17 protein-coding genes and 1 tRNA gene are annotated in these 21,251 nt (G+C 71.6%); 11 read left to right on the forward strand and 7 right to left on the reverse strand.

From position 1 onward, the window contains the following. Nucleotides 1-131: 131 nt before the first annotated feature. Entirely contained in the window at nucleotides 132-1,214 is a 1,083-nt protein-coding gene (locus D7193_RS10235; RefSeq protein WP_120779027.1) for an NAD-dependent epimerase/dehydratase family protein, read from the reverse strand. 56 nt (nucleotides 1,215-1,270) lie between these two features. Further along, nucleotides 1,271-1,573, reverse strand: a complete 303-nt coding sequence (locus D7193_RS10240; protein WP_120779028.1) for a hypothetical protein — start codon at nucleotides 1,571-1,573, stop codon at nucleotides 1,271-1,273. Between the two features lie 126 nt (nucleotides 1,574-1,699). Between D7193_RS10240 and D7193_RS10245 the strand changes: the two genes are divergently transcribed. Beyond that, nucleotides 1,700-1,771, forward strand: a tRNA-Lys gene (locus tag D7193_RS10245). 317 nt (nucleotides 1,772-2,088) lie between these two features. Beyond that, on the forward strand, nucleotides 2,089-2,985 hold the full coding sequence (locus D7193_RS10250; protein ID WP_174242606.1) for an aminoglycoside phosphotransferase family protein: 897 nt from the start codon (nucleotides 2,089-2,091) through the stop codon (nucleotides 2,983-2,985). A gap of 1,440 nt (nucleotides 2,986-4,425) precedes the next feature. On the opposite strand, the gene D7193_RS10255 is transcribed toward D7193_RS10250, so the two are convergent. Next, complete coding sequence (locus tag D7193_RS10255) at nucleotides 4,426-4,971, reverse strand: GNAT family N-acetyltransferase (protein ID WP_120779029.1); 546 nt, start codon at nucleotides 4,969-4,971, stop codon at nucleotides 4,426-4,428. 176 nt (nucleotides 4,972-5,147) lie between these two features. Here D7193_RS10255 and D7193_RS10260 point away from each other — a divergent pair, with 176 nt between their 5' ends. After that, nucleotides 5,148-5,492, forward strand: a complete 345-nt coding sequence (locus tag D7193_RS10260; protein WP_120779030.1) for a hypothetical protein — start codon at nucleotides 5,148-5,150, stop codon at nucleotides 5,490-5,492. 81 nt (nucleotides 5,493-5,573) lie between these two features. On the opposite strand, the gene D7193_RS10265 is transcribed toward D7193_RS10260, so the two are convergent. Then, nucleotides 5,574-6,764 (reverse strand): DUF11 domain-containing protein, encoded by a 1,191-nt coding sequence (locus D7193_RS10265; protein WP_147434353.1) that lies wholly within the window; start codon nucleotides 6,762-6,764, stop codon nucleotides 5,574-5,576. A gap of 291 nt (nucleotides 6,765-7,055) precedes the next feature. Here D7193_RS10265 and D7193_RS10270 point away from each other — a divergent pair, with 291 nt between their 5' ends. Genes D7193_RS10270 through D7193_RS10280 form a run of 3 tightly spaced genes read left to right on the forward strand, consistent with a single transcriptional unit; the run spans nucleotide 7,056 to nucleotide 10,446 of the window. After that, nucleotides 7,056-7,583 carry a PadR family transcriptional regulator gene (locus D7193_RS10270; protein ID WP_120779032.1) on the forward strand — a complete coding sequence of 176 codons (528 nt, stop codon included), beginning with the start codon at nucleotides 7,056-7,058 and terminating at the stop codon, nucleotides 7,581-7,583. Further along, on the forward strand, nucleotides 7,580-8,251 hold the full coding sequence (locus tag D7193_RS10275) for an ABC transporter ATP-binding protein (RefSeq protein ID WP_120779033.1): 672 nt from the start codon (nucleotides 7,580-7,582) through the stop codon (nucleotides 8,249-8,251). Before D7193_RS10270 ends, D7193_RS10275 begins: the two co-directional genes overlap by 4 nt. Beyond that, the gene (locus D7193_RS10280; protein WP_120779034.1) at nucleotides 8,248-10,446 is read left to right on the forward strand and encodes an FtsX-like permease family protein; all 2,199 of its coding nucleotides are present in this window, start codon (nucleotides 8,248-8,250) and stop codon (nucleotides 10,444-10,446) included. Before D7193_RS10275 ends, D7193_RS10280 begins: the two co-directional genes overlap by 4 nt. 49 nt (nucleotides 10,447-10,495) lie before the next feature. Here the strand turns inward: D7193_RS10280 and D7193_RS10285 are convergent, their stop codons facing one another. After that, nucleotides 10,496-11,167 carry a type 1 periplasmic-binding domain-containing protein gene (locus tag D7193_RS10285; RefSeq protein ID WP_120779035.1) on the reverse strand — a complete coding sequence of 224 codons (672 nt, stop codon included), beginning with the start codon at nucleotides 11,165-11,167 and terminating at the stop codon, nucleotides 10,496-10,498. 176 nt (nucleotides 11,168-11,343) lie between these two features. On the opposite strand from D7193_RS10285, the gene D7193_RS10290 reads away from it, so the two are divergent. From D7193_RS10290 to D7193_RS10300, 3 genes are all read left to right on the forward strand, one after another. Further along, the gene (locus tag D7193_RS10290; RefSeq protein ID WP_120779036.1) at nucleotides 11,344-12,558 is read left to right on the forward strand and encodes a HupE/UreJ family protein; all 1,215 of its coding nucleotides are present in this window, start codon (nucleotides 11,344-11,346) and stop codon (nucleotides 12,556-12,558) included. Between the two features lie 125 nt (nucleotides 12,559-12,683). Beyond that, a complete protein-coding gene (locus D7193_RS10295; protein WP_120779037.1) occupies nucleotides 12,684-14,660 on the forward strand; it encodes a purple acid phosphatase family protein in 1,977 nt (658 codons plus the stop codon). A gap of 92 nt (nucleotides 14,661-14,752) precedes the next feature. Next, nucleotides 14,753-15,823 carry a WxL protein peptidoglycan domain-containing protein gene (locus D7193_RS10300; protein ID WP_120779038.1) on the forward strand — a complete coding sequence of 357 codons (1,071 nt, stop codon included), beginning with the start codon at nucleotides 14,753-14,755 and terminating at the stop codon, nucleotides 15,821-15,823. A gap of 61 nt (nucleotides 15,824-15,884) precedes the next feature. Here the strand turns inward: D7193_RS10300 and D7193_RS10305 are convergent, their stop codons facing one another. After that, nucleotides 15,885-17,456 carry a carboxylesterase/lipase family protein gene (locus D7193_RS10305; protein ID WP_120779039.1) on the reverse strand — a complete coding sequence of 524 codons (1,572 nt, stop codon included), beginning with the start codon at nucleotides 17,454-17,456 and terminating at the stop codon, nucleotides 15,885-15,887. 138 nt (nucleotides 17,457-17,594) lie between these two features. On the opposite strand from D7193_RS10305, the gene D7193_RS10310 reads away from it, so the two are divergent. Then, nucleotides 17,595-18,173 carry a TetR/AcrR family transcriptional regulator gene (locus tag D7193_RS10310; RefSeq protein ID WP_120779040.1) on the forward strand — a complete coding sequence of 193 codons (579 nt, stop codon included), beginning with the start codon at nucleotides 17,595-17,597 and terminating at the stop codon, nucleotides 18,171-18,173. Between the two features lie 93 nt (nucleotides 18,174-18,266). Then, complete coding sequence (locus D7193_RS10315; RefSeq protein WP_120779041.1) at nucleotides 18,267-18,731, forward strand: hypothetical protein; 465 nt, start codon at nucleotides 18,267-18,269, stop codon at nucleotides 18,729-18,731. A gap of 3 nt (nucleotides 18,732-18,734) precedes the next feature. Here the strand turns inward: D7193_RS10315 and D7193_RS10320 are convergent, their stop codons facing one another. After that, nucleotides 18,735-21,128: a glycoside hydrolase family 65 protein gene (locus tag D7193_RS10320; RefSeq protein WP_120779042.1), complete on the reverse strand. Its 2,394-nt coding sequence runs from the start codon at nucleotides 21,126-21,128 to the stop codon at nucleotides 18,735-18,737. Between the last annotated feature and the right edge of the window lie 123 nt (nucleotides 21,129-21,251).

A 21,251-nucleotide genomic window follows, 5' to 3' on the forward strand; every position in this document is an offset into this window, starting at 1 on the left:
TCGGTGGAGCCGGGCGGGGTCGGGCGGGGTCGGGCGGGGTTGGACGCGTTGATCATGAAGTTATTGCCCGCTGCTTCGGCGTGTCGCGGCAACAACTTCATGATCACCGGCGCCCGGCCCGGGTCGGGTGCTCAGTAGGGGTTGGTGTGGCCCGCCGGAGTGCCGCGGAGGAGGGCGCCGGGGCGGCCCGGCAGGTCGGGCGCGCCGGACATCGGCGGGCTCGCCGTGTGGGCACGTTCGGCCATGCCGGCGAACAGTTCCTTCAGGGCACTGAGGGCGTCGACGCGCGGCTGCCAGCCCAGCTCGCTCTCGGCCCGCTCGCTCGACATCAGCGGCACGTTCAACGCCAGCTCGACCCAGCCCCCGTCGACCGGCTGCAACCGGGCGCGCCAGCTCAGCGCCGCCGCGACACGCAGCAGCGGTGCCGCGACGGGCACCGTCCAGCCGTGGAAGTGGCGGGCAACCAGCTCCGGGGTCAGCACCGGGTCCGCGGCCAGGTTGAAGGCGCCGCGCGCGTCACCCAGGACCGCCCGGGCGTACGCCTCGGCGACGTCGTTCGTGTGCACCGCCTGCATCCGCAGCCGGCGGTTGGTGGGCACCAGCGGGATCCGGCCGTACCGGAGCAGCCGCACCGGCGCCAGCGGCCCCAGGAAGTAGCGGCTGATCTCCGTGGCGGCGTCGCGCTGGAAGTTGAGGCCGGGCCGCATCCGCACCACCCGCAGCTCCGGATGCTCCCGCTCGGCCCGGTCGAGCAGGGCCTCCACCTCGGCCTTGTCCCGGCTGTACGACGACGCGGCCACCCCGGTCGCCGGCCAGCGCTCGCTCACCGGATGATCCTTCGGGCCGGGCGCGTACACGCCGACCGACGACGCGTACACCAGGGCCGGCACCCTGGCCCGGACCACCGCGTCGATGACCGCGTGGCTGCCCCCGACGTTGGTCCGGTGCAGCACCCGCTGGTCGTGGCTGGGCTGGATCTGCCAGGCCAGGTGCACCACCGCGGCGGCGCCGGCGAACACCTCGGCGAGTTGGTCGGCCGCGCCGGGCAGCCCGACGTCGCAGGAGTGCCACTCCACCTGGTCGTACGGCTCACCGGCGTCCGCGCCGGGCAGCCGGCGGGCCACCCCCGCCAGCTCGACTCCCCGCTCCCGGCGCAGCCGACGCAGCAGGGCCGTTCCGGCGTTGCCGCTCGCACCGACCACCACGATCCGCATGTCCGCCCCGTACCCGCCCAGACCGCCCCTATACGTGCCCCATTGGTGGGTTGCCGTCAGGGACGCGGGGCGTGGCGCACCCAGCGATGCTTCTCGTCCCGGCGGCGGCCCTCCGTGGCGGCCAGGCAGCGCGGGCAGATCCGGCCGACCGCGTCCGCCGCGGTGAGCACATCCGTCGAGGAGAAGTCGAACCGGACGTGCGGAAAGCGGCGCAGTCGCGTACGGCTCAGCGGCAGCCCGCAGACGGTCTGGTTCTGCCCCGGCAGCCAGGCGTGCACCTCACCGCCCGGCGCCCGTGCCCCGTCCGGGCCGATCTCCTCGCTCGACGCCGCCACGGCCGGCGTGCTGGTCAACCGCATGTCCGGTCAGTTCCCCCGGCCGGTCGGTGTCATGCCTGGCGGCGGGCGGGTACGGCGCTGCCGGTACGGACACCCCCGGGTCCACGTCGAGGCGGCTTGGGAGGCGGTCCGGTAACCTGAGCGCGCGGGCCGCTAGCTCAATGGCAGAGCTGTGGACTTTTAATCCATAGGTTCAGGGTTCGAGTCCCTGGCGGCCCACCCATGGCACGTGAACTGGGAGAACGCGAAACCGGACGGGCATACGCGAACCGCCTTGGCAATCGCGCCGTGACCTGGGGGAACGTGGACGTCCGAGTGGCGCGCCCGTCGTCGTGCGCTGACGGCTGCTACGCCTCCGGGTTGGGCCCGGCTCGTGCAAGCGGTCCCGAAGCGGCGTCCCGGGATTTGTTTCTGGCGCTGCGCCGACGCCGGCCGTACGCTCGGTGGGCTGCTGGCGCCCTGACTGAACTGGTCCCGCGCCATATCCGCGCCGTGAGCGGACGTTTCTTTGTGGCAGTCTTCTGTCCGTGTCGCAGATGCCCGCATCGGAAGTCACCCTCTCCGCCGCTGATATCGCGAATCTGCTGTGCGAGCAGCATCCCGACCTCGCCGGGCAACCGGTCAGGCTCCTCGCGCATGGCTGGGACAACGTGATGGCCAGAGTCGGCGATGACCTGTTGGCGCGGCTGCCGCGTCGCGAGGCTTCGGCTCAACTGGTGGTGGCCGAGCAGGTATGGCTGCCAGTGCTGGCCCCGCACCTTCCGCTGCCGGTTCCTGTCCCGATCCGAACGGGGGCGCCTTCGAGCACCTACCCCTTTCCCTGGAGCCTGACACCGTACTTCCCCGGCGTTCCTGCGGTGTCCGACACGGGTAAGGATGCCGACGTCGCCCATGCCGCCGTCGCAGGTGCACTCGGAAGGTTCCTGGGTGCGCTGCATCAGCCCGCGCCGCCGAACGCGCCTCGGAACACATTTCGTGGCGTGCCGTTGGCTGACCGTGAACACGTCGACAGCCGCAACGCGTCCGCGGTGGCACGCGTCGAGGACGTCACGCACCTGCTCGAGGCGCTGGAGGCCGGACGTTCAGCACGCAGGTGGGCGGGCCCGCCCGCGTGGCTGCACGGGGATCTTCACCCAGCCAACCTCCTCGTGCATGACGGGCGGGTCCGGGCCGTCATCGACTTCGGCGACATCACCTCTGGCGATCCTGCGACGGACCTGGCGGTGGTCTGGATGCTCCTGCCCAGCCACGTTCGCGAACGCTTCTGGTCCGCCTACGCCTCGACCGCGACGCACGTCGACGGCGAACTCGTTCTTCGCGCACGAGCCTGGGCAGCCGCCTTCGCCCTAATATTCCTGGCGCATTCGGCGGACAACCGGCAGATGGCCGCGATCGGGAGAACCACATCCCAGGCCCTTAGAGACGACGGCTGATTTGAGCGAACGTCCGGGAACGTCGGTCACCAGTTGCCGGTTCGGGTGAGTTGGCGTGACATTGCCATGATCATGGCAATGTGGATCATGGTCTTGTGGCGGCCGGGCGTGGTCTCATAGTCGCGTGCGCAGCGGCGATGCTGCTGATCCAGGCGAACGTTCTCCCTACCGCCCACCAGCGCGGCAGTACGACGAAGCCCGGCTCGGTGCGTTTGACGATCTGGACGGTCAGGTACAGGACGTTGCGGGCCCAGACGAGCAGCGCCCGGCGCATCCGGCACCGGCCAAGACCCAGAGCGATGGATCAATCTCGCGGCGCTGTGGCCGGTGACCAGCGGTAAGCGGGCCAGGGCATGCGTCGGCGTACGGCTGATAGCGTCACGATCGGCCCCTGAGCTGCGGAAATGCGGTTCGGATTCTGCCACATTGAGTCCACATCAGGCGTCATCTATCCATGCAGCAGACCCGGCCGGGGCGGGTGACCGCGCGTGGACAAGTCGGCTCAAAGGCACGAAGCCAGTCAGACCAAGGGTCACACGCACGGCCACCAGACCACAGCCCGGCACGATCAGGCTGCGACAGCGATCCTCACAGTCAGCCCAGGATCGCTCGGATGACCGCGGTGCGCCCGTCCAGTTCCAGCAGGTGTACGACCCACCCTCCCGGGTCGGGCTCGGCTCCGGGTTGGTCGCATCCGACTCGCCCGCCGCCGTCGGCGTGTACCGCCACACTGCATCCGGGCCCTGCCATGAAGCCGCCACCGCCGCCCAAGCCATTGGCGCGGGTCAGTCGCACCCTCACACCGCCATCCTCCACGGAGGACGACACCGTCCACCCGGCGAGCGGGAATTCGACCGAACCGGAAAAGGACACTTTGCAGTCACCATCGGCACACGCCGCGTACTTGGTGCCGCCCCCGCTCGGCGCCCCCGTCTCCTGTGGCGCTTTGGGCTTCTGTGTCGTTGTGGGCTTCTGCGGCGCTTCGGCCTCCCGTGACCCGTCCACCGTGGGGGAGGACGATGCGGAAGGGTCGGCGTCACGGGTACTTGGGGAGGAAGCGGCGTGGGAGGCGGTCGCGGTAGCGGCGGTGTCAGGGCCCGACCACCTGGCATCGGCGGACGATTCCGCCTTGGAGTCACAGCCGGCCGCGCCCAAGACCAGCAGTAACGCCCCGACCGCTGTGCGTTTCACGAAGGAAATTCGGCAATGCTGCACGCGCGGAGTCTAGCGGCCGACTGTGCCGGAGCCTGGTCAGCGGCGGCTGATCCAGTCCAGGACGAAACACTCCCCGCCACCCTGGCGGTCGGCTCCGGTAGGAGTTCGACACGGAGGACGAGGATCACGCGATGGCACGGCGTCCCGTCCAGGCCAACGGCGGCCGGCGGCGCGGACAGCCGGGAGTCGGCCGGCCACCCAGCGGCCGAGGTGAGGCCCGGGAGGTCAGCCACCGAGGCGGGCCTGGTAGTCGCTGCGGCTGATCGCGTGGATGGCGACGGGTTGGTTGTGCTCCGGTACGACGGTGGTGAACTCGTACGAGAGTCCCAGCTTCTCCATGACCCGCGCCGATCTGATGTTCTCGACGTGGCGAATGCTGATGATGCGGTCCAGGCCTCGGTCGACGAAGCCGAACCGCAGGGCAGCACTGGCCGCCTCCGTGGCGTAGCCATGCCCCCAGGATCCTCGATCCAACCGCCAGCCGATCTCCACAGCGGGCATCACCTCCGGCAGGAACTCGGGTACCGCGAGCCCAGCCCAGCCGATCACCGCACCGGTCTCGCGAACCTCGACGGCGAACAGGCCATATCCCCGCTCTTCCCAGTGGCGCCTCATCTTCTGCAAGCCTTCGGCGCTCTGCCGACGGTCGCGCACCGAGCCATCCAGGATGAAGCGCATGACCTCCGGGTCGGCGTTGATGGCCGCGAGGGCGTCGAGGTCGTCGTCTCGCCAGCCGCGTAGTAACAACCGGTCGGTCCGCAGGGTGGTCATCGGACCATTGTCGACGCCGCGCGTTCCGGTCCGAGCAGTGAGGTCGAGATCAACGGGTGTGGTACCAAGCCGATGGTGGCCCGGCGCGGACCGGGCGCAGGCATGACAACTGTCACGGGTCCATTCACGACTGACGACACTTATGGCCGGACCTCGGCGCACCTAGCGTCAAGAGCATGACGAACGCGAACTCCCTCGAGCGGACCAGCTGGCAGATCTCCCTCATCGGCGGCCACCGGCAGCGCGGCGCCGCGGCCGCCAACACCGTGGTCGTCACCCCCATCGGTGGCGCCGACGTCGACCTCACCGGCGCGGACCTCGCGCCCGTGACGACCCTGACGAAGGTCTCGCTCGCCGGCGGCGTGAAGCTCCGGGTACCCGCCGAGACCAACGTGCGGATCGAGGGCTTCCACCTGTTCGGTGGGCGCCGGGTCGAGCCGGGCAGGCCGTCGCCGTCGGACCCGGTCGTCCGCGTCCGCGCGTACGGCATCTGGGGTGGGGTCCAGGTCAGGCGCGCGTGACCATGCGGACGACGGCGGGCCGGACAGCCGGGAGCCCGGCGCCCCGGCCTGATGGCCGAGGCACCGGGCTCCAGCAGTACGTCAGTAGCGGATCACGCCCGCGTCGACGACGGCCTCCTCGCCGCCGGCCAGGGTGAAGTAGTCGCTGCGGCCGTACTTGTTGTAGCCGCCGGTCTGGTTCAGGTAGTAGACGACGTCGGAGTCGGGCGAGCTGATGAAGCTGTACGGGTCACGGATGTAGAACTCGGTCTGGTAGGTGCCGGGCCGCACCGTCGCGGTGTACGTGCCGTCGGCGTTGACGGTGGCCACGGCACCGAAGCCCTGGCCGCCCACCGTGATCTGGTAGATGCCCTGCTCGCCGGGGGGCGCGCCCGGCTCGTCGGCGTCGCGGACGCCGTCCCGGTCGCTGTCCACCCAGACGGTGCCCCGCACGGTCGCCGGCTGGAGCACGGTGACGCGGGTGCGCAGGGTGTTGTTGTCCAGGTTGGTCTCGGGGGTGGTGGTGGACAGGGTGGCGGTCAGGTCGATCACGTCGCCGGGCTCCGCGCCGGAGATGGTCGCCGCGATGTCGATGCCGGCGCTGTTCTCGCCCGGACGCAGGGGCGCGTGGGTGCAGCGCCAGCCCGGCTGGCCGGCGGCCAGGTCGTCACCGAAGTCGCAGGCCCAGCCCTCGGTGGTCTCGCTGTAGCGGACGGTGCCGGCGGGCAGCGGCACGGTGACGGTCAGGTCGCCCGACGGCGAGGTGCCGTCGTTGATGACGTACGAGCTGAGGCCGGTCACCTCTCCGTTGATCTGCTGCTCCTCGCGTGACTCGCTGAGGAAGTGCAGGTCCACGGTGCCGGGGATGTAGCGCAGGCTCGCCTGGGCGGTGTTGTTGGCGGTGGAGGACTCGGCGCCGCCGCTGACCACGGCGGTCACCACCACGTCGTCGCCGACCGTGCCGGCGCCCACGCCGAACGGGATGCGCAGCGGCTCGGCGGCCTCGCCGGCCGCGAGCGGCGCGTGGGTGCAGATCGCGGAGTCGCCGTACGTGCAGCTCCAGCTCGGCGGGATGACGAACCCGTCGGTGAACCAGGTGCCGCTGGAGAGGGAGAGCACCAGGGTGATGTCCTGGCTGGCCCTGGTGCCGCTGTTCGTGAGGTCGACGGTGACGGCGGACGAGCCGCCGGTGTCGGGGACCTCGGTCGGGGCGAGGCTCGCGCCGACCACCAGGTCGGCCCGGGGCGGGGCCGCGCTGGCGGGGGTGGCGGCGAGCAGGCTCACCGTGGTCACGGCCAGTGCGCTCCCCGCGAGCCCGCTGAGCCAACGAACGCGGTGTCCGGAGGTGGAGGACATTGGATCCTTCCGTCGGAGGGACGAGCCGGGCCCTGCGGCCCGGCGCGGACAACAGCTGATCTTCGTTGTCCGCTCTGTTGAGCGCGGCGGGATCGACGACTGTTACTCGTATTCGAACATATGATCGGTGATGCCGGTCACACCTGAGGTCACCGCCCGCCACATCGAAAATCGCCGCCTACTCCCGAGGTATATACGCGAGGTATACCCTCGGGGTATGGTCTCGGCATGAGTGTTCCCATGGCCCTTCTCGGCCTGCTCGACCGCGAGCCCAGTCACGGTTACGACCTCAAGCGCGACTACGACACCTTCTTCAGCCGGGGCAAGCCGCTGCCGTTCGGCCAGGTCTACGCGACCCTCGGCCGCCTCGTGCGCGACGGGAAGATCGTGGTCGGCGAGGTTGAGCCGGGTGTCGGGCCCGAGCGCAAGCGGTACGTCATCACCGAACGCGGCGCCACCGAGGTCGACTCGTGGCTCACCGAGCCGGTCGAGGCCGAGCCGAACCTCCAGACGGTGCTGTTCACGAAGGTCGTGCTGGCGCTCATGCTCGGCCGGCCGGCCGAGGAGTACCTCGACCGGCAGCGCGCCGCGCACCTGCGCCGGATGAAGGAGCTGACCGACATCCGGCGCGGCGGTGACCTGGTCGACACGCTGCTCGCCGACCACGGCCTGTTCCACCTGGAGGCCGACCTGCACTGGATCGACACCACGGTCGCCCGGTTGGACGCCCTCCGGGAGGCGGTGACGCGGCGATGAAGGCGGTCGAGGCACGGGACGTCGTCCTCAACTTCGGTGAGACGCCGGCGCTGCGGGGCGCCAGCGTGGCGGTCGCCCCGGGCGAGATCGTCGCCATCATGGGCCCGAGCGGCTCCGGCAAGTCGACGTTGCTGCACTGCCTCGCGGGGATCCTGGTGCCGGACGCCGGTGAGATCCACTTCGACGGCCACCGGATCGACACCCTGAGCGAGGGCCAGCGCAGCGCCCTGCGCCGGGACCAGTTCGGGTTCGTGTTCCAGTTCGGCCAGCTCGTGCCGGAGCTGACCGCCGAGGAGAACGTCGCGCTGCCGCTGCTGCTCGGCGGCGTCAAGCGGGCTGCCGCGCTCAGGGAGGCGAGGCCGTGGTTCGCGCGGCTCGGCCTGGACGGGCTGGAGCAGCGCCGGTCCGGTGAGCTGTCCGGCGGGCAGGCGCAGCGGGTGGCGCTGGCCCGGGGGCTGGTCGCCCGGCCGGGGGCGCTGTTCGCCGACGAGCCGACCGGCGCGCTGGACTCGCTGACCGGGGAGCAGGTCATGGAGCTGCTGGTCTCGTCGGCCCGCGACCAGGGTACGACCGTCGTCCTGGTCACCCACGACGCCCGCGTCGCCGCGTACGCCGATCGCCAGGTCATCGTGCGCGACGGCCGGGTGAACGCGCTGGTGCACTCATGATCCGCTTCGCCCTGCGGCTGTCCCTGGCCGGTGGCCGGGAGGCGGCCGGCCGGCTCGTCATCATCGCCACGGCGGTGGCGCTCGGCGTGGGTATGCTCCTCGCGACGCTCGCCGGGATGAACGCGGTCGACGCGCAGAACGGGCGCTACGCGTGGCTCAACACGGCGGTCGAGGCGTCCTCTCCCGACGCGTCGGCCGATCCGATGTGGTGGCTGATCCGGGAGGACTTCCACCAGGGACGGTCCATCGGCCGGGTCGAGGTCGCGGCGCTCGGCCCGGACGCGCCGGTCCCGCCGGGCATCCCGCGCCTGCCCGGTCCGGGCGAGTTCTACGTCTCGCCCGCCCTCGGCGAGCTGCTGAGCAGCACGCCGGCCGCGGAACTCGGCGACCGCTTCCCCGGCCACGAGGTGGGCACGATCGGTCGGGCCGGGCTGCCGTCCCCCGATTCGCTGCTGATCGTCATCGGCCGCACCCCGGCCGAGCTGGAACCGCTCGGCGCGCAGCAGGTGACGCGGATCATGACGGTCTCCCCGAGCCAGTGCAGCAACGGGTGCTACGTGGGGATCAACCGCGACGGCATGGCGCTCGTCCTCTCCGTCGTGGCGGCCGCGCTGCTCTTCCCCGTGCTCATCTTCATCGGCACCGCGACCCGGCTGGCCGCGACCCGCCGCGAGCAGCGTTTCGCCGCCATGCGGCTCGTCGGCGCCACTCCGCGGCAGATCTCCGTCATCTCGGCCGTGGAGTCCACGATGGCCGCCGCGGCGGGCACCCTCGCCGGGTTCGGCCTGTTCTTCGCGATCCGGCCGGCACTCGCGGCGATCCCGTTCACCGGGGAACCCTTCTTCACCGCCGACCTGTCCCTCACCGTCGCCGACGTCCTGCTCGTCGCGCTCGGCACCCCGCTCGGCGCCGTGGTGGCGTCCTGGCTGGCCCTGCGACGGGTGCAGATCTCGCCGCTGGGCGTGAGCCGGCGGGTCACGCCGAAGCCGCCGCGCGCCTGGCGGCTCGTCCCCCTGGTCGCCGGGCTCGCCGAGCTGACGTACTTCATCGGCCGGCGTCCCGCCACGACCAACGGGCAGCTCACCGCGTACCTGTCGGGGTTCCTGCTGATCCTCGTCGGGCTCGTGCTGGCGGGGCCGTGGCTCACCATGGTCAGCGCGAGGGTGCTGGCCCGCCGGGCCGGCCGACCGGCGACGCTCATCGCGGCGCGCCGGCTGGCCGACAACCCGCGCGCCGGGTTCCGGTCGGTGAGCGGGTTGATCGTGGCGCTGTTCGTGACGAGCGTGGCGACCGGCACGATCACCACGTACGTCGCCAACCGGGGTGAGCCGCGCACCGACTCGGTGGCCGCCACCTCCCTGTCGAAGTCGTTCCGTCCCGAGGACGGCCCCCCGCCCACCGCGGAGCAGATCCCGGCCGAGCTGGCCGCGATTCCCGGAGTCCGCAGCGTGACGCTGGTGCACACCAACCCCGATCCGGACGGGTGGCGGGGCGTCGTCACCTGCGCCGAGCTGGAGCGCCTGGCCGTGTTCGGCAGCTGCCCCGCAGGGGCCCGGGTCGCGAGCGTGACCGACGACCTCATCGGCATGCGCGCGTTCGACCTCACCAACGACACGTACGTCTGGGACGCCGCCGACATCGACCCGGCGGCGGTCGACCGGCAGCCGATCCTGTCGGTGGTGGTCGACACGACCAGCCGCTCGGCGTTCGAACGGGCCCGGACCACGCTCATCGACGCGTTCCCGGCGGGCCGCTACCCGGTCAGCACGGCCGAGTGGGAGTCGAGCTCCGCGCGGCTCATGAGGCAGTTCCAGCAGCTCGCCAACGTGGTCATGCTGGCCAGCCTGCCGATCGCCGGGTGCAGCCTGGCGGTGAGCGTGGCCGGCGGGTTGAGCGACCGGAAACGACCGTTCAGCATGCTCCGGCTCACCGGCGTACGGCTGCGTACCCTGCGCCGGGTGGTCGCGCTGGAAACCGTGACGCCCCTGCTGCTCGTCGCGGCGGTGGCGATCGGGATGGGCCTCCTGGCCGCGCACCTCTTCCTGCGGGCGCAACTGGACTACACGCTGCGGGCGCCGGAGACGTCGTTCTACCTGATGGTGGCCGGTGGGCTGGCCGTGTCGCTGGGGATCATCGCCTCGACGCTGCCGCTGCTGCGCCGGATCACGGGCCCGGAGACGGCCCGCAACGAGTGAGCGCGGACGTGGCGGTGTCCGCGTGCGCGGGACACCGCCACGTCGGAAGTTAGTGCTGGTCGAGCCAGATCACGATGCCGGTCAGGCCGGTGAGCACGGCCGCGACGCCCGCCCGGACGGCGGCCGCGCAGCGGTCGGCCGTGAACGAGGCCGGGTCGTACGTCGAGGACATGCCGAGGCCCTCGCCCCGGAACGACGCGCCGGACCAGTCGGCCGCCGTCACGTTGTACGTGGGCTCGGCCAGCTCCGCGCCCACCACGAGGAAGTGCTGCGACAGGTGGTTCGGCGTGACCATCGCGAGCGCGTCGATGAGGTCGTTGCCCGCGGTGACGATCAGGTCGGGATGCATCTTGATGGCCCCGTCGATGCTGGCCACGAAATCGTGCGCGTCCTTCGGGACCACCGTCCTGAGGTCGACGTCCTCGGCCTCGGCCCAGTCCTTCACCGCCGCCACGAGCGCCTTCGTGGGGGCGTCGTCGCCCGCGGTGAGCAGCACCACCCGGTAGTCCTTCGGCGGGTGGACGCCGTCCCAGGAACCGGGCCGCGGCGTGACGGTCCCCTCGGGCTTCGGCGGGTCGGAGGGGTCGACGAACCCGGGGCCGAGCGAGCCGACGGGGGTGGGTGTGGGGCGCGGCCGCGACCAGTCGTCGCCGGAGCTGCATCCGGTGACCAGCGCGACGACCGCGGCCAGCGTGGCAACGGCCCGAAGCGGGGGGCGCACGTGGTGGTCCTCTCGAGGCGTGGCGGGGAGGTGCTGCTCCTTCCTATCCCACTTCGCGTCGCCGTCCACCGGCCCGGGGCTGACCTGGCGTTTTGTTCTTGAGCGGTTCGCCGACCGACCGGTTCCCGTTCACCCGCGGCATGCACCGTGCACTGGCCTAGTGGAGGAAAACTCGCATGCCGCAACGCGTACGCACCACCCTTGCCGCCGCCGTGGGGATCGCGGCGGCGGTGATCACCGTTCTGACCGCCGCGCCCGCGCTCGCCCACGGGTTCACGTCGACGGTGTACGCCGACGTCAGCTCCGGGGACCCGGGCCACGTCCGGACGAAGCTGGAACTCGAGTACGACCTGTTCGTCGTCTCGGCCGCCGACCAGGAGGACGACGACCCGCTGTTCCGGCAGGGCCAGCCCGCCTTCGAGGATCGCGACGGCCCGGCCATGGCCGCGGCGCTGAACGCCCACCAGAGGTCGACCATCGAGTACGTCCGCAAGCGCTTCTCGGTCACCTCCGAGGGTGCGGACTGCACGCCGACGCAGGTCGGCACGTTCACGATCGGCCAGCGCGAGGGTGTGCCGTACGCGAACCTGCTGCTGGACTGGGCCTGCCCCGAGGCCGGCGACGCGCACGCGGTGCGGAGCGGGCTGTTCCCCGACGGCGAGGACTACGTCAAGGGCACCAAGACGATCGTCACGTACGAGATCGACGGGCGCTCGGGCAGCGCGGCGCTCGACGCCGCCCACCCCTCCTTCTCGACCGCCCAGTCGTGGCACCAGCGGTTCTGGGAGTTCTTCCGCCTCGGTGCCGAGCACCTGCTGGGCGGCATCGACCACATCCTGTTCCTGCTGGCGCTCATCGCCGGTTCCCGCCGCCTGCGGGAGATCGTGCTCGCGGCCACCAGCTTCACCCTGGCGCACTCGGTGACGTTCATGCTCGCCGCCCTCGGCGTGGTCGACGTGCCCGGTGCCGTCGTGGAGCCGATCATCGCGCTGTCCATCGCCGTGGTGGCCGGCTGGCACCTGTGGCGGCTCTGGCGGCGCGGCGACCACGCCGGCGACCTGGAGACGCCCGGGCACAGCCATGTCAGCCTGGACCGGGCCGGCTGGATCCGGCTCGGGGTCGTGTTCTGCTTCGGCCTCGTGCACGGCCTGGGCTTCGCGGGCGCGCTGGGGATCGACGAGGCGTGGTCGTGGACGCTGCTCTGGTCGCTGCTCGTGTTCAACGTCGGCATCGAGGTCGTTCAACTGGCCATCATCGCGCTCGTGTTTCCGCTGCTGATGGTCCTGCGCCACCGCGCGCCGGCGGTTGGCCGCTGGGCCACCGGCGTCATTTCAGCGGGCGTATCCGTTATGGGCCTCATCTGGTTCGTCCAGCGCGTGTCGGGATCCTGAGGTTGGCTCAGGTCTTCCGGCAAGAGCAACGATTCCGCCGGATCGGCTTCATGATCGGTTCATCAAGCGGCGAAACGTTGAGGTCGCTCTCGCTACAGCTCTCATCCGGAAAAGGACGGAAATTGATGAGATTGAGCACCTCAGCGCAGGCCCGTGGGCTTGCGCGCCGCCGCGCGGCCGTCGGGGCCACCGCGGCACTCCTGGGCCTCGGCCTGGCCCTGGGTAGCGGTCTGGGGACCGCCGCCAGCGCCGCCGACGCCTCCACCTACAACGGCATCATCCTCGGGGTGGGCGCCAACGAGACCCAGCGGATCGTCACCTGGTACACCTCCGCCGACACGGCGCAGAAGGTCCAGGTCGCTCCGACCTCGGCGATCGTCAACGGCGAGTTCCCGGCGGACGCCATCACGTTCGACGCCGTGGGCGGCGCGAACATCGCGACCAGCGGCGGCTTCAACCGCCACGCCACGATCACCAACCTGAAGGAGAACACGGCCTACTCGTACCGTGTCGGCTCCGAGGGCAACTGGTCGACGGCGTACGCGTTCAAGACGCAGGACTTCGAGGGCAACTACGACTTCCTGTTCTTCGGCGACCCGCAGATCGGGTCCTCCGGCGACACGCTGAAGGACCAGGCCGGCTGGGAGGAGACCCTCAAGGTCGCCACCGGGGCCAACCCGAACGCCGAGCTGCTGGTGTCGGGCGGTGACCACGTCGAGACCGCCAACAACGAGACGATGTGGACGTCCTTCCTGGCGCCCGACCAGCTGCGCCAGTACCCGCTCGTCGCCACCATCGGTAACCACGACGTCGGTGGCAAGGCGTACGAGCAGCACCACTTCACCCCGAACACCGACCGGTCGGCCCCCTACTACAACGGGGACCCGTCGACGCGGTCCGGCGGTGACTACTGGTTCATCTACAAGGACGTGCTGTTCATCGACCTGAACAGCAACAGCTACGCCAACCCGTCGGACGGGTCCCTCGGCGGCGACGCGGCCCACGTCGCGTACGTCACCGACGTGATCAACAAGCACGGCTCCGAGGCGAAGTGGAAGGTGCTGGTCTACCACCACTCCATCTACTCGCCGGCCACCCACGCCACCGACGGCGACAACGTGCAGCGGCGGAAGGACTTCACCACCGCCTTCTCCGAGCTGGGCGTCGACCTGGTCCTCCAGGGACACGACCACAGCTACTCCCGTAGCTACTCCATCAAGAACGGGCAGAAGGAGAACCCGGCCGAGCAGCCCGGCGCGGCCGAGGTGTTCCCGGGCCCCGGAGGCGTCATCTACGTGACGGCGAACTCGGCCTCGGGCTCGAAGTACTACGACATCAAGAAGCCGAACCCGACCGACACCAACCCGCACGGCAACGGGCCGGACCCGCTGAACCCGGACAGCTACTGGTACAACTCCGTGCAGAACCAGGAGCACGTCCGCAGCTACGTCAAGGTGCAGGTCCAGGCCGACAAGCTGGTCCTGGAGAACCTGCGCAGCGGCACCTGCGCGGCGCCGAACGCGGCGGTCGAGAAGGGCCTCTCCTGCACCAACACCCCCGAGGGTCAGCCGATCGGCTCGATCGTCGACAAGGTGACGGTGCACCCGTACCACGGCAACGGCCAGGACATCCAGGTCAACGTGCCGACGGCCGCCCCGGGCGAGTTCGGCTGGACCATCGACGGTTACAACGGCCTCGTGGACCTGGGCACCGCCCAGGAGCACAACGGCCAGTACTTCGAGGCCACCGGCACGATCAACCCGATCCTCGTGTCGGACAGCCGCCGCACGCTCGCCCCGTGGTCGATCTCGGCCAGCGTGAGCGACTTCCGCGACGGTGACAAGACCATCGCCGGCTCGTACCTGGGCTGGACGCCGCAGGTGGTCCAGGCCGGTGCCGGCGCCGAGGCCGGTGCCGCCGTCCTCTCCGCGTACGACGACCAGGGCAAGGGTCTGTCCGTCGCGCGCGGCCTCGGTGCGGCCGACCAGGGCCACCCGAAGGGCACCGCCAAGCTCGGTGCCGACCTCGACCTGAAGTTCCCGAACGAGGTCGACAAGGGTAGCTACCGCGCCACCCTGACGATCACTGCCCTGAGCAGCTGATCGGAGCCGTTCCCGGCGGGGTAGGCGTCTTCGGGCGCCTACCCCGCCCCTGCTTCCGACCCTCCCAAGATCACCTCCCTCAAGGATCCGAGATGCACGCGCCCGCAACGCGCTGGAAGACCACCACCGCCACCCTCCTCCGTACCGCCGCCGCGGCCCTGCTCGCCGCCGTGGTGGCCACCGGCGTGAGCGCCGGCCCCGCCCTCGCGGCAGGCGGCGACGTCGCCTGGACGGTCCGGACGGCGTCGAACAGCTACGGCGCCGCTCGGTCCAGCTACAGCTACTCCGTCAACCCCGGCGGCACGATCTCCGACGCGATGGTCGTGGCCAACCGTGGCCCGGTCCCGCTCAACCTGTCGGTGTACGCCGCCGACGGCTTCACGACCGACGCCGGCCAACTCGACCTGGTCACCAGGGACGCGAAGTCCGTGGCCGTCGGCGCCTGGGTACGCGCCGACCGCGCGAGCGTGGCGGTCCAGCCGGGGAAGACCGTCCAGGTGCCCTTCTCCGTCACGATCCCCGACAACGCCACGCCCGGCGACTACGTGGGCGGCATCCTCACCTCGCTGACGCAGCCCGACCAGGCGCAGGGCATCAACGTGGACCGCCGCCTCGGTATCCGCATCAAGCTGCGCGTCGGCGGTGAGCTGAAGCCGACGCTCGCCATCGAGAACCTGCACGTGTCGTACGCCGGCACGGTCAACCCGTTCGGCACCGGCGACGCCACGGTCACGTACACGATCCACAACACCGGCAACGCCGCGCTGTCGAGCACCCAGAAGGTGTCGGTCTCGGGCCCGTTCGGGTCGCTGCGGGCCTCGGCGAGCGAGATCCCGGCGTCGCCGGAGCTGCTTCCGGGCGAGAGCTGGAAGGTCACGGTGCCCGTCCACGACGTGGCGCCCACGGTCCGGCTGGCCGCCACCGCGACCCTCACACCCATGCTCACCGACGCGTCGGGCTCCGTCACGCCGCTGAAGCCCGTCGAGACCACCGCGCACGGCTGGGCCGTGCCGTGGACGCTGACGGTGCTGGTCGTGGTGCTGATCGCGATCGTGGTCGCGGCGATCCTCCTGTCCCGCCGCAACCGTGAGCGGCGCAAGCAGCGCGAGGACGTCCGCGTGCAGGAGGCCGTCGAGCAGGCGCTGCGCGGCCAGACCGCGTAGCCGGGGACGGCGGCGGTGCCCGGGACAGCGGCGGACCGCTGTCCCGGGCACCCGTGCGTAGCTAGCGGAGGCTCGTCCAGAAGGCGTACTCGTGGTCGCGGGGAAAGTCCGTCGCCGTCCAGCGCCCGGAGGTCAGCGACTGGACGTACGGGCGACGCTGCGTGAACGCCTTCCAGCCGCCGTCGCCGTGGCCGTTCGGGTCGCCCGTGGCGGCGAAGCGCGTCCAGGCGCCGATCAACCGCTCGGCGAGCCGGTCCTGCGCCGGGGTGCGCGGTGCGAAGAGGTCCATGTCGAACAGGTACGCCAGCTCGGCCATGTGCTGGGCCCTCCACGGGAAGCTCGGTTCCGCGTAGCCCGCGAACCACGGCGTGTCCTCCTCGGCGAACTCGAACATGTACGTCGTCGTCCACCTCGACAGCAGCTTCGCCAGGTCGTACGTCGGAGTCGCCCAGGACTGGTCGGTGGCGACGGTGGCCAGGGCCAGCCCGGCGGAGTCGCCGTAGTCGGCGAGGGGGTAGCGGGCCAACACGGCGTCGGCGTCGGTGCCGTACTGGTCGCGGATCATCGGCTCGTACGCCTCGGCCGGGATCGGCGCGCCGCCCGGGTTCACCTCCTGCCCGCCGTACCGGCCGTTCTCCTCGTCGTGGTTCACCCCGACGAGGACGGGGACCCGGTTGAACCGGCCTGTGCGGAACGCCTCGGCCGGGTCGAGCGGCAGCAGCGCCGTGCCGGACACCGGGCGGGGCTCGCCCCACGGGCCGTACGCCTCCAGCAGCTCGGCGACCGTGGTCTCGTCCGACCGGAGGCACCCGGCCACGTCGGCCACGTCGGCGCACCCGACCGCCGCGATCACACCGGCGCTGTCCGCCTCGGCCTCGGCACGGGTGCGGGACCCGCCGGTCACGCACGGGCCGCTCTGGATGACGGCCCGGTCGAACAGACCCGCCGACATCGGGGACGCGAGGTGGTCGCAGACCGCGGCGCCGCCACCGGACTGACCCATGATCGTGACGTTGCGCGCGTCGCCGCCGAACTCGTCGACGTTGGCGCGTACCCAGCGCAGTGCCGCCTGCTGGTCCTCCAGTGCGAGGCTGCCGGACCCGTAGGCCGTGCCGGCGTCGAGGGCCGGGTCGGTGAGGAACGACATGATCCCGAGCCGGTAGTTCATCGACACCACGACCGCGTCGGCGGCGAGGCGGTCCGGCCCGTACATGTCGCCGGTGCCGTACATCAGGCTGCCGCCGTGGATCCACACGATGACCGGCAGGTCGTCGCCCTTCCGGCCCGGGGTGGTGACGTTCAGGTAGAGGCAGTCCTCGTCGTCGCTGGGCACGCCGACCGGCAGGCCGACGGGCTGCGCGCAGGCCGGACCCGGACGGGTGGCGTCGCGGACCCCGGTCCACGCCTCCGCGGGCTCCGGTGACGTCCAGCGCCCGGGCGGTGCCGCGTACGGGATGCCCTGGAAGGCCCGCAGACCACCGTGGACGGTGCCGCGGACCGCGCCCTTGTCGGTGTGGACGACGGCGCCGCCACCGGGTGCGGCGCTCGCCGGCCCGCTCGCGCCGGCGGTCGCCACGGTCAGCGCGGTCAGGAGCGTGGCCGCGAGGGCCCGCCGTGGGAGGGACGTGTTCATGGTGGTTCTCCTGCCTGGTCCTGGGACCGGAGGGGACGTTGGGAAGAACCGTAGGGCAGATTTGGGCAAGCGCGCAAGACGTTCGCCTAAGGCGATCGCCTAAGTCGTTCGATCCAGAGGCTTGCTAGCCTGTCGACCATGGGAAATCGCGAGGCCCTGCTCGCCGGGGCGCGGACCTGTCTGCTCGACAAGGGCTTCGACCGCACCACCGTGCGCGACATCGCCACCGCGGCGGGCGTCAGCATGGCGGCGATCGGCTACCACTTCGGTTCGCGGGAGAACCTGCTGTTCCAGGCCCTGTTCTCGATCCTCGACGAGTGGGGTGACCTCTCCGGCCGTGCGCTCGTGCCCGACGGGGCCTCCGACGCCAGCCCGGCCGAGGCGTACGAACGGATGTGGGACGACCTCCTCGCGCAGGCCCGCGCCCACCCGAAGATGTGGCTCGTCTCCATGGAGCTGTTCATGCAGGCACAGCGGCAGCCCGACCTCCTCCCCCACCTCACCGACGGGATCCGTCAGGGACGCAGCGGAATGGCGGCGATCCTGGAGAGCGTCCCCGAGTCGGACGTGTCGGAGCGCTCCGTACGCACCCTCGGCATGGTCCAGGTCGCGCTGATGTCCGGCGTGGTCATCCAGATGCTCTCCGACCCCGAGAACGCGCCCACCGGCGCCGACGTCGTGGCGGGGCTGCGCGCGCTCGCGCGGATCACCGGATAGGACGACCCGGCGGCCGGCCCTGTCGTTGATCTGGCTGCACCCCCCGACTCGCGCGGCTCACGGTGGGGGCACCGACCGTCGAGGAGGACGCCGATGACCCGTCAGCGGGAGACCGTGCCGGTCGATCCGGAACTGTTCCGTGCCGTCTACGACTCGCCGGCCGCGCTGCCGGGCCGGCACCGCTGGACCACCCCCGAGTCGGACGTCCGGCGGCTGGAGAAGCTGCTGGGCATCCCGGCGCGCAGCATCGGCGCCCCGCTCTGGGTCAGCGGCGACGATCCCGACTGCCCCAAGTGCGGCCGGCGGCTGACCTGGTACGACATCGTCTCGTCGGCGCTGAAGGGCGTACACGACCGGACGATGATCGCCATGGTGATCCTGGGCGACCGGAAGTACGTCAACACCGAGGTGCCCGACGCCATCCCCGGCGTCCGCTGCGCCGACTGCCACACCGCCATCGACGGGCTGCGCAGCTTCAAGTGCCACAACTGGGCGTACGCCTTCGAGGCGCTGGAGAAGGTCCGCGAGCGGATGAACGGCGGGCTCACCGCGGAGTGAGCGTCAGCCGGCGGCGCGCCGCGGAGGCCGCCGACCCGGCGGGCAGGGCGGCTCGGGGCCGGGATCGGGCACCGGAGGCATCGGTCGGGTGACCGGCGACGCGCCGACGCGGACCCGCTCGCCGTGGTGCCACAGCTCGACGGCGTCCTCCGGCCCGGCGTCCGGCAGCTCGTACCGGGCCTGTTCGCGGGTGAGCGTGACCCGCAGCCGGTGGCCGTGCCAGCGCAGGTGGAACGCGAGCCGGTCGATCCGGTCCGGCAGCCGCGGGTCGAAGGAGAGCACCGCCCGGTCGTCCCGCATCCCGCCAAAGCCCTGCACCAGCGCCAGCCAGGCGCCGGCCAGCGAGGCCAGGTGCAGACCGTCGGCGGTCTTGTCCCCGAGGTCGGCCAGATCCTGGAGGACCGACTCGGCGAACAGGTCGTACGCCATGTCGAGGTGCCCGACCTCGGCGGCGAGCACGGCCTCCGGCGCGGCCGACAGGGACGAGTCGCGGACCGTCCGGGGCTGGTAGTAAGCGACGTTGCGGGCCTTCTCGTCGGCGGTGAACTCGCCCGGGCAGCGCAGCATGGCCAGCACCAGATCGGCCTGCTTGACCACCTGCCGCCGGTACAGCTCCAGGTACGGGTGGTGCAGCAGGAGCGGGTAGTCGTCCTCGGCGGTGTCCGCGAAGTCCCACTCCGGCTGCCCCGTGAACCCGGCCGACTGCTGGTGCACACCCCGCTCGTGGTCGTACGGGACGGCCATCGCGTCGGCCGCGTCCCGCCAGCCGGCCACCTCGGCCGGCTGCACGCCGAGGCGCGCGGCCACGTCGGGATGGCGTTCGGCGGCGTCCGCCGCGCCCCGCAGGTTGCGCCGGGCCATGAGGTTGGTGAACACGTTGTCGTCGACCAGGGCGGTGTACTCGTCCGGGCCGGTCACGCCGTACAGGTGGAAGCCGCCGTCCGCCGCCCGGTGGCCGAACCCGTGCCACAGCCGCGCGGTCTCCACCAGCAGTTCCGTGCCCACCTCGGCGAGGAAATCGGGATCGCCGGTGGCCGCCACGTACCGCAGGACGGCGTCGGCGATGTCGGCGTTCAGGTGCAGCCCGGCGGTGCTGGCCGGCCAGTAGCCGGAGCACTCCCGCCCGCCGATGGTCCGCCACGGGAACGTCGCGCCCGCGAGCCCCAGCTCGGCGGCCCGCTCCCGGGCCTCGGGGAGGTGCGCGTGGCGCCACCGCAACGCGGACCGGGCGACCGCCGGCGCCAGGTACGTGAGCACCGGCAGCACGTAGCCCTCGGTGTCCCAGAGCACGTGCCCGTCGTAGCCGTTGCCGGTCAGCCCCTTCGCGGGGATGGTCCGGTCGCCGTCCGGCCGACCCGCCTGGAGCAGGTGGAAGATCGCGAACCGGGTCGCCTGCTGGAGTTCGGGGTCGCCGTCGAGTTCCACGTCGGCGGTCCGCCACGCGGCGCTCAGCACCGCTCGCTGCGCGCCCAGCAGGGCGTCGAATCCGTCCGCGCGTGCCGCGTCGGCCTCGGCGACGACCAGGTCGGCCAGCTCGTCCGGGGGCATGCCCGCCACGGGTGTGCATTCGTACGCGGCGAACTTGGTCAGCCGCAGCCGCTCGCCGGGAGCCAGCCGGCCGGTGAGGGTCAGCCGCAGCCGGTCCGGTGTGCAGTCGCCGTCGGTGCTGACCGTCGGCGGGGCGTCGACCAGGTGGGCGACCGCCACGGCGACGCGCTGCGCGCTGCGGTGGGTGCGGTGCACGAGCACGCCGTCGAGTCCCGCAGAACGGCGGGCCTCGGCGGTCAGCGGATCCTGGACCACCGACGCGGCGCGCGGGTCGTCGGAGTGTTCGGGCACGTGCTCGTTGGCCAGCAGGTCCGAGCAGATCCGCAGCTCGACCGCCGCGTCCAGCGGTTCGACCTCGTACCGCACGGCGGCCACCGGTCGTCGCGGCAGCGAGACGAGCCGGGTGCTGCGGACGCGTACGCCGTGCCCGCCCGGCGAGATCCAGACGGTCTCCCGGCGCAGCACGCCGGCCCGCAGGTCGAGCACCCGTTCGTGGGTGACCAGGGTGCCGGTGCGCACGTCGAGCGGCTCACCGTCGACCCACAGCCGGATCAGCGCGGCGTTCGGCGCGCTGACCACCGTGTCGCTGTGCTGCGGGAACCCGTACCCGTCCTCGGGGTAGGCGACGTCGCGGCGCTCGTAGAAGCCGTTGAGGTAGCTGCCCGGCGTCCCGTACGGCTTCCCCTCGTCGAGGGTGCCGCGCCAGCCGACCCAGCCGTTGCCCAACGCGAAGATCGATTCGGTCTCGGCGAGCCGGTCCAGGTCCGCCGCCGTACGCCGGATCCGCCAGCTCTCGTCGCCGTCGGATGCCGTCGCGCCGGGACTGCCGGCCGTGGCGGTGCGGTGCACGCAGCCTCCCGTGGTCGCGTCGTGTGGTGCCGTCCACCTCCACGGTGAACGCGGGTCGGACGAAGGTCAGGTGGATGTCCTGCCCTTCGTACGCGGCGGTGGAATGCCGGCGAACCGTACCTT

The sequence above is a fragment of the Micromonospora costi genome, from assembly GCF_003626655.1.
Taxonomy (GTDB): Bacteria; Actinomycetota; Actinomycetes; order Mycobacteriales; family Micromonosporaceae; genus Micromonospora; species Micromonospora costi.

Coding starts and splice junctions, on each gene's coding strand:
- D7193_RS10290 (WP_120779036.1), top strand. CDS start 11,344: ATGCCGCAACGCGTACGCACCACCCTTGCCGCCGCCGTGGGGATCGCG.
- D7193_RS10315 (WP_120779041.1), top strand. CDS start 18,267: ATGACCCGTCAGCGGGAGACCGTGCCGGTCGATCCGGAACTGTTCCGT.
- D7193_RS10280 (WP_120779034.1), top strand. CDS start 8,248: ATGATCCGCTTCGCCCTGCGGCTGTCCCTGGCCGGTGGCCGGGAGGCG.
- D7193_RS10270 (WP_120779032.1), top strand. CDS start 7,056: ATGAGTGTTCCCATGGCCCTTCTCGGCCTGCTCGACCGCGAGCCCAGT.
- D7193_RS10240 (WP_120779028.1), bottom strand. CDS start 1,573: ATGCGGTTGACCAGCACGCCGGCCGTGGCGGCGTCGAGCGAGGAGATC.
- D7193_RS10275 (WP_120779033.1), top strand. CDS start 7,580: ATGAAGGCGGTCGAGGCACGGGACGTCGTCCTCAACTTCGGTGAGACG.
- D7193_RS10250 (WP_174242606.1), top strand. CDS start 2,089: ATGCCCGCATCGGAAGTCACCCTCTCCGCCGCTGATATCGCGAATCTG.
- D7193_RS10295 (WP_120779037.1), top strand. CDS start 12,684: ATGAGATTGAGCACCTCAGCGCAGGCCCGTGGGCTTGCGCGCCGCCGC.
- D7193_RS10300 (WP_120779038.1), top strand. CDS start 14,753: ATGCACGCGCCCGCAACGCGCTGGAAGACCACCACCGCCACCCTCCTC.
- D7193_RS10305 (WP_120779039.1), bottom strand. CDS start 17,456: ATGAACACGTCCCTCCCACGGCGGGCCCTCGCGGCCACGCTCCTGACC.
- D7193_RS10310 (WP_120779040.1), top strand. CDS start 17,595: ATGGGAAATCGCGAGGCCCTGCTCGCCGGGGCGCGGACCTGTCTGCTC.
- D7193_RS10235 (WP_120779027.1), bottom strand. CDS start 1,214: ATGCGGATCGTGGTGGTCGGTGCGAGCGGCAACGCCGGAACGGCCCTG.
- D7193_RS10260 (WP_120779030.1), top strand. CDS start 5,148: ATGACGAACGCGAACTCCCTCGAGCGGACCAGCTGGCAGATCTCCCTC.
- D7193_RS10255 (WP_120779029.1), bottom strand. CDS start 4,971: ATGACCACCCTGCGGACCGACCGGTTGTTACTACGCGGCTGGCGAGAC.